This is a genomic window from Lacticaseibacillus manihotivorans DSM 13343 = JCM 12514 (genome assembly GCF_001435035.1).
In the GTDB taxonomy this organism is placed as follows: domain Bacteria; phylum Bacillota; class Bacilli; order Lactobacillales; family Lactobacillaceae; genus Lacticaseibacillus; species Lacticaseibacillus manihotivorans.
The window spans coordinates 1-12741 of the sequence record NZ_AZEU01000120.1; the positions used below are offsets into that span (position 1 = coordinate 1).

A 12741-nucleotide genomic window follows, 5' to 3' on the forward strand; every position below is an offset into this window, starting at 1 on the left:
TATTTGAGTGCGCCTATGGTTAGGTATCTCTATCTCTAGTATTTTTCAAACTTCCCCCTTACTGCTTTTAAATAAAAATCCTTTTGGTGAACAAGTCAGCTTCAACTGGCTTGCAGTTTGATCCCGCAAGTTCCTTACCCTAAAGCTCTCATAAATCATTAATATTCTAATCGTACCACGGAAAGTCACAGAATCACCAATGATTATGATATTTACCGACAAGCCTTGAGGCGGTAAACTAAACCATATCGCTTTTTGGAGGAACTGTGATGTTCATTCGTACTGCTCAACCTGTAGATGCCGCTGACTTGTTGACGATTTATGCGCCTTTTGTCACGCAAACGACGGTGACGCTAGAAACTGAAGTCCCAACAATCGCCGACTTCACCCAACGCATTCTCGTCACGCTACCAGATTATCCGTATTTGGTCGCATGCGCTGACAACGGCGACATCTTAGGTTACGCTTATGCCCATCGCTACAAAGAACGGCTGGGTTATAACTGGACCGTGGAAACCAGTATTTATGTTGGCCAATCCGGACATGGCGTTGGCCGCGCGCTTTATCACGCCTTAACTGAAATTCTCACGCAACAACATGTGCAAACCATGATGGCCTGTGTCACGGGCAATAATCAGCGCAGCCTGGCTTTTCATCAACGCTTAGGCTTCGCTTCTGTTGGCCATTTTGAAAAAATCGGCTACAAGTTAGGCGAATGGGTGGACATTCACTGGTTTGAAAAACGCCTCAATGAGGGTGAGCCTCAAGCGTTTATTCCCTTCAGCCAATTACCGACCCCATCACAAGCCCATACGGCATAATATGTTTCCAGCTGACTCAGATACTTTGAGTCAGTTTTTTAGTGTCACCGTCTTTTGCAACACAGGACAAATAGCCTAGCATCATGATGATAACCAGCTCATATCGCTTGGTTTGCTCCCGAGGCAACAACCAGACGCCAAGGCTTGGACCTTACGGAGGTGAGCTTGATCATGGGCGTGAAAGTGAAATCAAGTAAGACGCCGGTTTGTGGCGGCTTACGCAGATCTCACCGGTAAAAAATAAAACGGAGTGATCTTCTCCGGTTTATTTTTTAGGCGTAAGAACATCGGCTGCTCTTGCCGATTTCTGAAGCCGGCCGCACGACCATGATCGAGCTCACCGGAGTGAGGCCCAAGCCTTGGCGTCTCACCGAGAGCACAAAAAAGCCACCATCAGGAAAAATTCCCGATGATGGCTTACTTTATAATCAGTTGATTAGAAAGCTTGGGCGTCAACTTTGACACCAGGCCCGAAGGTGGAAGTCAAAGTCAAGCTCTTGATGTAAACACCCTTGGTAGATGCAGGACGTGCTTTAGTGATCACGTCGTTCATCGCCTTGAAGTTTTCAGCAAGTTTTTCTTCAGAGAAGGAAACCTTACCGATCGGTGCGTGAACGATACCAGCCTTGTCGGCACGGTAAGCCACTTGACCTGCTTTGATGTCGTTAACAGCTTTGGTAACGTCCATCGTCACAGTACCGGTCTTTGGGTTAGGCATCAAGCCTTTAGGACCAAGGACACGGCCTAAACGACCAACCTTAGCCATCATCGGTGGCGTTGCAACCGCAACGTCAAAGTCTAACCAGCCGTCTTGGATCTTTTGAACCAAGTCGTCGCCGCCGACAAAGTCAGCGCCAGCTTCTTCAGCCATTTTGGCTTGTGGGCCTTCGGCGAAGACGATGACAGTTTGGCTACGGCCAGTCCCGTTAGGAAGCACAACGGCCCCACGGATCTGTTGGTCAGCTTGTTTTACGTCGATGTTTAAGTTGTAAGCAACTTCAACAGTTGCGTCAAACTTAGCAAAGTCGATGGCCTTAACTAATGCGACAGCTTCTGCTGGGGCGTAAGTCTTGGTTGCGTCAACTTGCTTTTGTGCTTCAAGAAACTTCTTTGCTTTTTTAGCCATTTTGGGAATTTTCCTCCTTGCAAATGTGGTCAGCGGGCCTTAGCCCTTCCACTTGATTCACTCGGCTTTGGCCGAGGATCCGGACAGTTCTTAGTCTTCGACAGTGAAGCCCATTGAACGAGCTGTCCCTTCAACCATGCGCATAGCAGCTTCGACGTCTGCAGCGTTAAGGTCTTGCATCTTCGTTTCAGCGATTTGACGAACTTGATCCTTAGTCACAGTAGCGACTTTCTTGGTGTTTGGTTCGCCAGAACCGTGTTCAACGCCAGCGGCTTTCTTAAGCAAGATAGCTGCTGGAGGGGTCTTAGTAACGAATTCGAAGGAACGATCTTCGAACACAGTGATCACAACAGGGATAATCATGCCTGCTTGATCAGCAGTGCGTGCATTGAAATCCTTGGTGAAACCCATGATGTTGATCCCGGCCTGCCCTAAAGCAGGACCTACTGGAGGAGCTGGAGTTGCCTTCCCCGCAGGGATCTGGAGTTTAACGATGTTTGCTACTTTTTTAGCCACGAAACATAACCTCCTTAAGTCCGTGATGTGGTCATGATGGCCAAGTCAATTTTGGCCTCCCACGTGTATGCACAAAACATACCAGAATAGATTAGCATGAAAGAATGGCCTTTGCAAGCAAAATCTGCCAATGTCCTCAAAGCAAAAAATCGAGAACTTACTATATTAATTGAAACTATCGTGAAATTCCTGCAAAACGTACACAAAGCCCACGAAACAGGCATCCATTTCGTGGGCTTCTGGCTTTAATGCCGATTCAATTACGTTCATGCAGTGTCTGATGTATCAAGTGCGTGTCTGCGTCGCCTTGGGCTCTTGACCCTTGACCACCTTCGGGACTACTTGGCAATGCATTGCCTTTCGTCCACAGGCGTCACTTGCTTCCCATGTTGCCATGAGGAACTCAACCCGGTGTCATCTTTATTTGAACCCCACGGGGGTCCTTCAGTACCGGCACTTCTGATACGAGAGAGCCAACGTTGCTCAACTAAAATCGCTGAGTCGCTGCGGGTCAGTCTCATTCGGTTTAACGAGGCTCTTCCGCCTCGCCATGAAGTGGTACAGGCGACCTGGCCTAAGTCGTCTACTTCTCCTGATTAAGAGTTTACTACCATTCGACACCCGTGACAAGACCTATAACTTATAAACGTTTTTTCGAAAAAAGCCACCACCGAATTCGCTTCAGTGATGGCTTATCAACGTTTAATTAGTTTTTGTCGACTTGGTCGTAATCAAGTTCTGCGGCAGTTTCACGATCAAACATGTTGATGGTAACACGCAGCTTTTGCTTTTCTTTGTCGTTGGCAGTGACTTTACCTTCCATACCAGCAAAGGCGCCATCGATGATCGTGACGGTTTCGCCGAGATCAAAGTCAACGTTAGCCGTCTTGCGAGCGCTCATGCCCAAGGAATGTAAGATGCTGGTGATTTCTTCTGGTTCCAATGGGGCTGGTTTTGAACCGGCACCGTGAGAGCCGACGAAGCCAGTGACGCCTGGGGTGTTCCGCACGACGAACCAAGATTCATCTGTCATCACCATTTCCACTAAGACATAGCCTGGGAAGGTCTTTTCCATGACTTGCTTCGCCTTACCGTTTTTGGTTTGGGTTTCTTCTTCTTCTGGCACGATCACGCGGAAAATAAAGTCACCCATGCCCATGGACCCTGCGCGGGATTCCAAGTTCGTTTTAACTTTATTTTCGTAACCAGAGTAAGTATGCAAGACATACCATTGTTTTTCGACAGATTCTACCATGATGCGCTCCTTTTAATTTGATTGCGACAAAATAAAAAACCGTCCATTACCGGCACGGTTTTTTCGTTGGTTCAAGTATAGCAAAACTCAACTTAGAATACAAACAGCTTCAACAAGGTCAAAATGACAAAGTCGGCGATCGCGAAATAAATCGCAAACAGCACGGAAGTCATCACAACCGTTGACGTATCACGCCGAGTTTCCTTGGCGTTGGGCCAAGTGACAGCTTTCATTTCTTGGAATACACTTTTGATAAATTTCATGAATTTCTCTCCCAACGCCTAAGGGCTTACTTGGTTTCGCGATGTTCAGTGACTTTTTTGCAGTACTTGCAATATTTGTTTAAGGTCAAACGTTCAGTACGTTTTCTATTTTCAGGGACGAAGTAATTGCGCCGGCCACACACAGAGCAGGCCATTGCGACTTTTTTTACAGACATAAGGAATTTCCTCCAGACTATTTACAATGTATCAGAAATTCAAAACCCCTGCAACTAAGAGTAACACAACTTCTGCCGCGGCGGTGGTCAAAAGCGTTTTGATCGCCAAGTTGAAGGTTTTGCGCTTATCTTGCAAGGCCATAAACCCAGCGGTGTTTTTCGCCACCAAGGGCCACAATAACAAGGTCAATAATGACAACCAAGGCAAAGCCCGCAATAGTACTGCGACTACGATCATCAAAAAGGCGATCCGCGGCAGCCAAGGGTAAACTTTCAGCGCGCGAGGTTTGCCTAAATAATAAGGCAACGTAAAGCGTTGGTTGCGCTGATCTTGATCCAAGTCACAAATATTATCGGCAAACATCACGGTACCATCGAGGATCACGATCGGCAAGGCCACTAATAAAAGTTGTAAACATTCCGCCATATCCAGACCCAAGCGGAACTGGCTCCAAGTTAAGCTCAAGGTCATCGGTTGCGGCACGATGTTGACAAACACCGCGATAAAAATCGTCCCAAAGCCTTCGCACATCCCCGCTAGAAATTCCCCACTCGGGATGCGCGACAACGGCACTGGTCCAAAGGTATAAAAAATCGCCACAAAAATCGCTGCGCCACCGATCACAAGTAGGCTCAAGTTCGTGCGGAACACTAGCCACAGCCCACATAAGCAGGCGATTGCTAAGAACATCAGCATCAAATTCAAAATACGTTTAGGATTCAAGTGCTCGCGCCCGAGGATATTTTGCGTGGCGCGATAATGGTCATCTTTAGCTTTGTAGAAATCTTGAACGTTATTAAAGCCAGTGACAAACAACGCAATGCTCATTTGCCCAACAAAGTAAATCAAGGTGTTGCCCCAGTTGAGCTGATGATAATGTACCCAGGCATAACTGACGCCAAACAAGAATGGCAGTAAGCTGGCAGCTTTAGCAGGGAGCCGGATCAATTCTAAAAACAGTGGCCAAGTTAATTTTTTATAGCTCATCGACTTAACCCCCAATCCAGCATTAACGCCACGATCAAGGCGATATTTTCAGCGACTAGCGTTAACAAGGCAGTTTTGAAGGTTTTGACTTTATCTTGTAAGGCTAAGAATTTCTGAGTATTGCGCCAAACCAAAGGCAAAGCCACCAACACGATCAACGCCGGCCAGCGCAACAAGCCAAAGCCCACTGCCAAGACGATCGCCACAAAGCCACCGTATGCCAAACTGGCATATAAGCCAAGCGCTTGCTTGTGGGTCAAGTACATCGGCAAGGTCGTGCGGTGATTGGCGGTATCTTCTTTTAAATCGCACAAGTTATTGGCCAACATCACATTGGCAATGGTCCCCATCGGCACCACACACACTAACACCAAGGTGATTAAGGCAACCCAGCTGCCTGACACAAACAGATTCGGCCATTGCCAAGTGACGGCCACAAAGCTTTGCGGCAACACATTGACAAACACCATTAAAAACGGAATGCCAAAGCCCATGGTGACGCCTGAGAACACTTCCCCTAATGGCAAGCGGTTCAACGGAATCGGCCCTGAGGTATAAAAGATCCCGATCAACACGCAAAAGCCCCCGATGAAAAACAAGACCCATTGCGTGCGCCAGACTAACCATAAGCCAAGCACTAGCGCCACAAACAACAAGGTGATGATCAGATTCAACACCATTTGCGGCTTTAAATGCCGCCGCCCGATCACATTGGTATTGGTTTGATAATCAGCGGCCACCGCATGTTGATAATCCATTAAATTATTGATTGCTGTGGTGGCCATATCGATACAAAGCAAGGCCACAAAAAACAACAGGCTATTCAGCCCGTTGACTTGATGAAAATACGCGAGGCTAAAGCCCAACCCCACCAAGCATGGCAAAATGCTGGCCAATTTGGTGCGGGCTTCAACCACTTCTAAAAATGCTGGGATCGTCATTATTTCAACTCCGCCAAAGTATACCCTGAGTTCGGCAACAACTTGAAGGTCTTCTTCAAGCCACTGGAGATATAGACCTTTTTATCTTTGGTGATAAAAATGGCTTCCGCATAACCCGTCTTTTCAATGAAGGCCATGCCGCCTTTAAGCCCTTTATCAAAAGTGGCGGTAGACAACGCATCCCCATCGACAGACTTTTTGGTGATGATCGACACGCCCATCAAGTTGTTTTCAAACGGATAACCAGTTTTAGGATCCATTAAATGAGAATAAACATGCCCGTCAACTTTCAAGTAACGTTCATAGATCCCACTGGTGACAATGGTCATGTTCTTGGCTGGCACCGTCCCGATCGCAGTCCCCCGCGATTTCTTCGGATCTTGAATGCCAACCGTCCAATCTTTGTTCGCGCCTTTAGGAGAATGCCCTAAGACGTAGATATTCCCGCCGAGATCGACAATCGCGGTGGTGACTTTATCCCGCTTCAAGACTTTCACCACTTGATCGGTGATAAAACCTTTGGCGATCCCGCCAAGGTCAATGGCCATGCCATGTTTTTTCAAATAAACGGTTTGTTTTTTGTCATTGAGCACCACGTCTTTGTAGTTGACCAAAGGCAGTTTGGCATCAATTTCTGCTTGGCTAGGTTTGCGGGCATCGTTGAACCCGATATGCCACAAGCTGGTGATCGGCCCGATGGCGAGGTCAAAAGCACCTTCAGACTTATCCGAGTAGCTTTTGGCGTATTTGATCATCGAATAAATCGCCGGCGTCACTTTGACAGCCTTTTTCCCGGCTTGGGCATTGACCGCGTCGACTTCAGAGCCTTCTTGGTTGACCGTGGTTTCTTTGGCCAAGACTTTAATGCGATCAAAGGCATCATTTAACGCACTTTGCTTGCCTTTGTCATAAACCCGCAGCGTCACCACCGTCCCCATCAAAAACTGGGTATCTTCATAAGGATTCTTCACTAAGGTTGGCGCTTTTTTAACTGGGGTCGTATTTTGTTGCCCGCACCCAGCTAATGACGTGACTGCCAGCAGTAGTGTAGCGACCCCGATCCAAAACTTTTTCATGATAAAAATTCCTTCCAACACAGAATACTTCTAGGATAACAGCTGAGAACAAAAACAGGTAGTACCCACAAGGATACTACCCATTTTTTGTGCGTTAGCGTGTGCTTATTCAGCGTACACGATGTTGTCAACAGTGATCTTCTTCGTGTTGCCAGCTTGCGCAGCGTTGATCAATTGTTCAGCATATTGGATGAAGGCAGTGGAACTGGAAGTAGCACCAGAAACCACATCAACTTCAGCAGGGGTTTGCTTCTTCACTAAGGCTTCGTTTAATTCCTTGGTGTATTCAACAGGGCCCACTTTGTTGACCTTCTTCATAGACTTTTCGTAGTCTTTATCTTGGGTCTTGGACTTGCCGTTCTTATCCACGTTGTCGTAGTTAGAAGCGGTGATCTTGCCATCCTTGACGGTGATGGAGAAGGTTACGCGGTAGCCATGAGAATAGTTCTTTTCAGCTAAGGAGTAAGTGCCATCTTGCATCTTCTTGGTGTTTTGGATCTTGATGGTCTTGTGGTTGCCAGCTTGGGCAGCTTGAACTAATTGTGCCGCATAGTTCTTGAAGGACCAGGAAGATTCAGTGGCACCGGAAACAACTTCGATGGAGCCAGTGTTTGCGCCGGCCTTCTTGAAGGCTTTACGTAATTGTGGAATGTATTCCTTAGGACCAGTCTTAGCGACCTTCTTCATTTGCTTTTCATAAGCTTTGTCTTTGGTCTTGGACTTGCCTTTTTTGTTGACATAGTCGTATGTGGTCTTCGTGATCTTACCTTTTTTAACGGTAATGCCCATCTTGACCTTGTAGCCGTGAGAATAGCCAGTTTCAACCAACTTGTACTTGCCGTTTTGCAGCTTTGCGCCAGCAGTTTGCTTGGCAGCAGCGTCAACGTTGTTGGATGGGTTCCCAAAAGCAGCTAAGCTTAAGGCGGTCAATGCGATCACGGAAATGCTTGTCACTGTCTTTAATTTCATCTGTCAGTACCCCTTTTTGAATAATGCCCTAAATTTGTGTTACCTTTCACACAAAATAAGTGTACTCAGTGTTTGTGCAAAAAGCAACAAAACCTCATAAATTTTAGCGCTTTCACATCGGATTCTTACTAGACCAATTACCGCTTACAAGTGTCCGTCATTACTGAATTACGAGTTAATTATGAGAAAGAGTTTCAAAGCGTGTGAAATTATGGACAAACCGATTGTGTTAAAGGTATAATGACAAGCGTAACCAGCTATCATTTAACCAAGAATTCACACAAGGAGTGTTATTTGCCATGACGCAAAAAAACATCGTCGTCATCGGCGCCGGATTTGCAGGGGTTTATGCAACTAAGCGGTTAGCCAAGAAGTTTAAAAAAGATCCAGATGTCACCATCACCTTGATCGATAAACATTCATACTTCACTTATATGACGGAATTACACGAAATCGCCGCCGATCGTGTTGACGAAAACGCGATCCAATACGATTTGCAACGCTTGTTCTGCCGCCGCAAGAACGTGAAGTTAGTCACCGATGAAGTCACGACCATTGATCGAGAAAACCAACTCGTCAAAACCAAGCATGGTGCCTACCCATATGATTATGTGATGTTAGGCATCGGGTCTGAACCAAACGACTTTGGCACTCCTGGCGTCAAAGAATATGGCTTCACGTTAGGTTCATGGGAACAAGCTATTCAACTTAAAGAACATGTGCGCGATGTCGTGCGTCGTGGTTCCGTTGAACATGATCCTGAAAAGCGTAAGTCCTTATTATCCATCGTGGTCGTTGGCTCTGGCTTTACTGGGACTGAAACCATCGGTGAATTACGCGACTGGCGCGAAAGCTTAGCCAAAGAATTCAAACTCGACCCAGAAGAGTTGACCTTTACCTTAATGGAAATGGCGCCAACGATCATGAACATGCTGGACCGCTCAGATGCGGACAAGGCGGAAAAGTACATGATCAAGCGCGGCATCAAGGTCATGAAGAACACTGGCGTTGTCGGCGTTCATGATGGCTATGTTGATTTGAAAGATGGCTCGACTTACCCAACGTCTACTTTGATTTGGACGGCTGGGGTCAAGGCTACTAGCCAAGCGGCGAACTTCAAGTTGACTCAAGGCCGTGCCGGCCGCATTGTGGTCAACTCCCACATGCAATCTGTCGACGATGATAAGGTTTATGTCGTTGGGGATGTCTCCTTCTTTGATGGCAACTCCGATCGTGGTGAACCGCAAATCGTGCAAGGCGCTGAAGCCAGTGCCCAAACGGCTTTGGACAACATCACCAAGCAGATGAATGGCCAAACCCCAGACGTTGACTACAAAGCTTCTTATTCTGGTTTCATGGTCAGCTTAGGTTCACGCTATGGTGTGGCTAACTTAATGGGCTTCATGCATTTGTCCGGCTTCTTTGCCATGTTGATGAAGCATTTGGTCAACATGTTGTATTTCGTCCAGATCTATTCTGGCTACTACTTGTTCCAATACTTCATGCACGAATTCTTCCGCACCCGCAACGATCGTAACTTGATGCGCGGTCACATTTCCCGTCAAGGTAACGTTTTGTGGGCAGTGCCTGCCCGGATCTTCTTAGGTGCCATGTGGTTAGTCGATTGTGCTTACAAAGTTTCTGGCAAAGAATCATGGTTCATCGACAAACTGCGCTTACCATTCACTTGGTTGCAGCCCGCTGCTACTTCCGGCGCTTCTGCTGCTGGCGCTGACGCGACGAGTGCGGCTTCTGGCGGTGGCGCAGATGCTGCAGCGACTGCGGCAAGTACCGCCAAGCAAGTCTTCTCCTTATCTTATCAATATGGCAAAGACCCAATGGCTGTGTTTAACGTGATGCCTGATTGGATGGCTTCTGTCACGAAGATCTTCATTCCTAACCAACAAGTTGCCTTCTTCATGCAAAAGTCGATGACGGTCATCGAAATCTTGATCGGTTTAGCTTTGATCGCTGGCTTATTCACTTGGGTCGCAGGCGGTATGTCCGTTGCCTTCACCGTGATCTTCTGCTTAAGTGGGATGTTCTATTGGGTCAACATTTGGATGATCCCAATGGCATTGGCTACGATGAACGGTTCTGGTCGCGCATTTGGCCTCGATAAGTGGGTCGTTCCATACTTGCAAAAGACTTTCGGCAAGTGGTGGTACGGTAAACCACAAGCGTTATATGGCAATGATGCCAAGTAGTTGGCAATAACGGTTTTCCGGATTTGGGTTCTGGGGTAAAATTGACCCCAGGACCTTTTTTCTTCCCAGAGCGAAGCCAAGCGGGTTTAGCAGAACAGATAGCCTAGGCTAAGCGTTTATCCCCGGAATTTGGGGATGAATGCTTAGCCGTAGCTAGATGTTTCTGCGTTGCTTGGCTGAGCTCGACGATACCAGAGCGAAACAGACCGCACTTAGCAGACCGGGTATAGCCTAGCTCCACTCTTTGCCTCGCACTTTGAGGTGAAGTGTGGAGCGTAGCTAGCCGCGTCTGCGTTGGTCTGTTGAACTCGACGATGCAGCACGAACCATTAATTTTCGAAGGGAGCTTTTATGAAACATTATTTAAAAATGATCAAGCCCTTCGATATTATCATCGTGGTCCTGTTGTTGATCGGCTCGTTTATTCCATATGTCATTTTTGCGCGCCAAGAAGCTGATCGCCAAGCGGCACAACCAACCAGTAACGCTGTGTATACTGCGGTGGTGACGCATGATGGCAAAGAAGTTTATCGCATCAAGTTGACGGGCCACAAAGGCACGACGACTTGGAAGTACAATGATGGCCATGACTGGAACACGATCGTCACCACCGGATCCAAGATTCAAATCAAAGATGCGAACTGTTCCGATCAAGTGTGCGTGCGCAAAGGCAAGATTTCTAAACCTGGCCAAACCATTGTCTGCTTACCCCACAAGTTATTAATTGAAATTAAGTCCACTGGCCATACCAGTGGTAACAATACGGGAGGCATGGTGACAGAATGAATTATCGACCAGACCGCACCCGCCAAGTCATTTTTATCGCATTGTTATGTGCTCAAGGCGTCATCATTGGGTTGCTCGAGCGCATGATCCCCTTTCCTTTCGCCTTTGCCCCTGGTGCCAAGTTGGGCTTGGCCAATCTCATCACGATCATTTCGCTGTTTACCATGTCGACTTCTGATAGTTTCTTATTAATGGTGTTGCGCCTCGTGTTGACCACTTTGCTCGGCGGGACCTTGTCGACGTTCCTATACTCTGGTGCTGGCGCGGTGTTATCGTGGTTAGGGATGTTATTGATCAAACAACTCGGTGAAAAACGTGTGTCGATGATCGGCATCAGTGCTGCTGGCGGCATTTTGCATAACGTTGGCCAGCTAGTCGTCGCCAGTTGGATCGCCCAATCTTGGACGGTGATGTTGTACTTGCCGATTTTAAGTTTTATGGGGATTCTCGCTGGTATTGCCGTTGGGGTCGCCGCCAACTTCTTATTCGAACATATCCAAACCCTCAGTCGATTGCGCTTTGATCACCATCAAAGGAGAAAAGCATGTTGATCCATCCAATGTGGGCGGACTATCCTGAAGTCGCCTCTGAACTCACTGCTACCTTGCAGTTGATCCAACAAGAGATCAAACCTCAAAACACCAAAGTTGCCGACGCGTTAGTCGAAATGATCAATGCCGGTGGCAAGTTGTTGCGCCCCGCTTATTGTTTATTGTTTTCACAATTTGCCAAAAATCGTGACGCTGACAAAATGATCGCCTTAGCCGCTGCGGTTGAAGCCCTGCACAACGCCACCTTGGTGCATGATGACATCATCGATAAATCCAAGGTGCGTCGCGGCTTGCCAACGATTTCTGCGCAATTCGGTGAAGACGTCGCCGTGTATGCTGGCGATTATCTCTTTGTGGTTTGCTTTAAGTTGATCGCCAAATATGCCAGCGATTTGCGCTCGGTACAACAAGACGCTGGCTCCATGGAAAAGCTACTCAATGGCGAATTAGAACAAATGGCCACGCGCTACAATTATGATATGGACATCGACCACTACTTGAGCCAAGTGTCTGGCAAAACTGGGCAACTGTTTGCTTTATCCAGTTTTATCGGCACTTATGAAAGTGGCCAATCCTTACGCTTCGCCAAAAAAGTGGAAAAAATCGGCTTGAACATCGGCATCGCCTTTCAACTATTAGACGATATTTTAGATTACACCGCTGATGCCGACACCTTAGGCAAACCCGTCCACGAAGACATGAAACAAGGCGTTTACTCTGCGCCATTGATCTTAGCCATGAGCCAAAACCGCGCGGCCTTTTTACCTTATTTGCAAAAGCAACATGCCATGACTGCTGATGATCTCCAGGCAGTGATGGAACTGGTGGCGCAATATCAAGGGGTTGAACAAGCTCGCGCCATGGCAGCTGTTTATACGCAACAGGCACTCAACGGGTTAGCTGGCTTGCCTGAAGCCCCAGTCAAACACACTTTGATCCGCTTAACTGAACAACTTCTGCGCCGGCGCAGTTAACACCGCTAAGCCTTGGCCCTCATGGGACCAAGGCTTTTTTTGGCTCTGCGTCAACTGGTGTTGAAGGATAAATTTATCTTTTAGGAAGATCT

14 protein-coding genes are annotated in these 12741 nt (G+C 47.3%); 5 read left to right on the forward strand and 9 right to left on the reverse strand.

The window, feature by feature from the left end; genetic code table 11:
* The first annotated feature begins 269 nt into the window (after window positions 1-269).
* The gene (locus FD01_RS06455; protein WP_054718213.1) at window positions 270-821 is read left to right on the forward strand and encodes a GNAT family N-acetyltransferase; all 552 of its coding nucleotides are present in this window, start codon (window positions 270-272) and stop codon (window positions 819-821) included.
* 436 nt (window positions 822-1257) lie between these two features.
* Here FD01_RS06455 and rplA read toward each other — a convergent pair whose 3' ends face one another.
* The 9 genes from rplA to pplA all read right to left on the reverse strand — a co-directional run bounded on the left by rplA (window position 1258) and on the right by pplA (window position 8131).
* The gene (gene rplA / locus FD01_RS06460; protein WP_056963318.1) at window positions 1258-1947 is read right to left on the reverse strand and encodes a 50S ribosomal protein L1; all 690 of its coding nucleotides are present in this window, start codon (window positions 1945-1947) and stop codon (window positions 1258-1260) included.
* A 90-nt stretch (window positions 1948-2037) separates the two neighbouring features.
* A complete protein-coding gene (gene rplK / locus FD01_RS06465; protein WP_056963319.1) occupies window positions 2038-2463 on the reverse strand; it encodes a 50S ribosomal protein L11 in 426 nt (141 codons plus the stop codon).
* A 706-nt stretch (window positions 2464-3169) separates the two neighbouring features.
* The gene (gene nusG / locus FD01_RS06470; RefSeq protein ID WP_054718208.1) at window positions 3170-3718 is read right to left on the reverse strand and encodes a transcription termination/antitermination protein NusG; all 549 of its coding nucleotides are present in this window, start codon (window positions 3716-3718) and stop codon (window positions 3170-3172) included.
* Window positions 3719-3810: 92 nt separating this feature from the next.
* The gene (gene secE / locus FD01_RS06475; RefSeq protein WP_054718205.1) at window positions 3811-3981 is read right to left on the reverse strand and encodes a preprotein translocase subunit SecE; all 171 of its coding nucleotides are present in this window, start codon (window positions 3979-3981) and stop codon (window positions 3811-3813) included.
* A gap of 26 nt (window positions 3982-4007) precedes the next feature.
* A complete protein-coding gene (rpmG, locus tag FD01_RS06480) occupies window positions 4008-4157 on the reverse strand; it encodes a 50S ribosomal protein L33 (protein WP_054718202.1) in 150 nt (49 codons plus the stop codon).
* 31 nt (window positions 4158-4188) lie between these two features.
* On the reverse strand, window positions 4189-5145 hold the full coding sequence (locus FD01_RS06485; RefSeq protein WP_056963321.1) for a UbiA family prenyltransferase: 957 nt from the start codon (window positions 5143-5145) through the stop codon (window positions 4189-4191).
* Window positions 5142-6086, reverse strand: coding sequence for a 1,4-dihydroxy-2-naphthoate polyprenyltransferase (locus FD01_RS06490; RefSeq protein WP_056963323.1), 945 nt, complete (start codon window positions 6084-6086; stop codon window positions 5142-5144). The genes FD01_RS06485 and FD01_RS06490 overlap by 4 nt, the downstream gene beginning before the upstream one ends.
* Entirely contained in the window at window positions 6086-7162 is a 1077-nt protein-coding gene (locus FD01_RS06495) for an FAD:protein FMN transferase (RefSeq protein ID WP_056963326.1), read from the reverse strand. Before FD01_RS06495 ends, FD01_RS06490 begins: the two co-directional genes overlap by 1 nt.
* 105 nt (window positions 7163-7267) lie before the next feature.
* A complete protein-coding gene (gene pplA / locus FD01_RS06500) occupies window positions 7268-8131 on the reverse strand; it encodes an extracellular electron transfer flavoprotein PplA (protein ID WP_056963328.1) in 864 nt (287 codons plus the stop codon).
* A 299-nt stretch (window positions 8132-8430) separates the two neighbouring features.
* On the opposite strand from pplA, the gene FD01_RS06505 reads away from it, so the two are divergent.
* From FD01_RS06505 to FD01_RS06520, 4 genes are all read left to right on the forward strand, one after another.
* Window positions 8431-10338 carry an NAD(P)/FAD-dependent oxidoreductase gene (locus FD01_RS06505; protein WP_056963329.1) on the forward strand — a complete coding sequence of 636 codons (1908 nt, stop codon included), beginning with the start codon at window positions 8431-8433 and terminating at the stop codon, window positions 10336-10338.
* Between the two features lie 351 nt (window positions 10339-10689).
* Window positions 10690-11124: a NusG domain II-containing protein gene (locus FD01_RS06510; RefSeq protein WP_054718199.1), complete on the forward strand. Its 435-nt coding sequence runs from the start codon at window positions 10690-10692 to the stop codon at window positions 11122-11124.
* Window positions 11121-11675, forward strand: coding sequence for a Gx transporter family protein (locus FD01_RS06515; RefSeq protein ID WP_054718196.1), 555 nt, complete (start codon window positions 11121-11123; stop codon window positions 11673-11675). The genes FD01_RS06510 and FD01_RS06515 overlap by 4 nt, the downstream gene beginning before the upstream one ends.
* The gene (locus FD01_RS06520; protein ID WP_054718193.1) at window positions 11669-12649 is read left to right on the forward strand and encodes a polyprenyl synthetase family protein; all 981 of its coding nucleotides are present in this window, start codon (window positions 11669-11671) and stop codon (window positions 12647-12649) included. The genes FD01_RS06515 and FD01_RS06520 overlap by 7 nt, the downstream gene beginning before the upstream one ends.
* The last annotated feature ends 92 nt before the right edge of the window (window positions 12650-12741 follow it).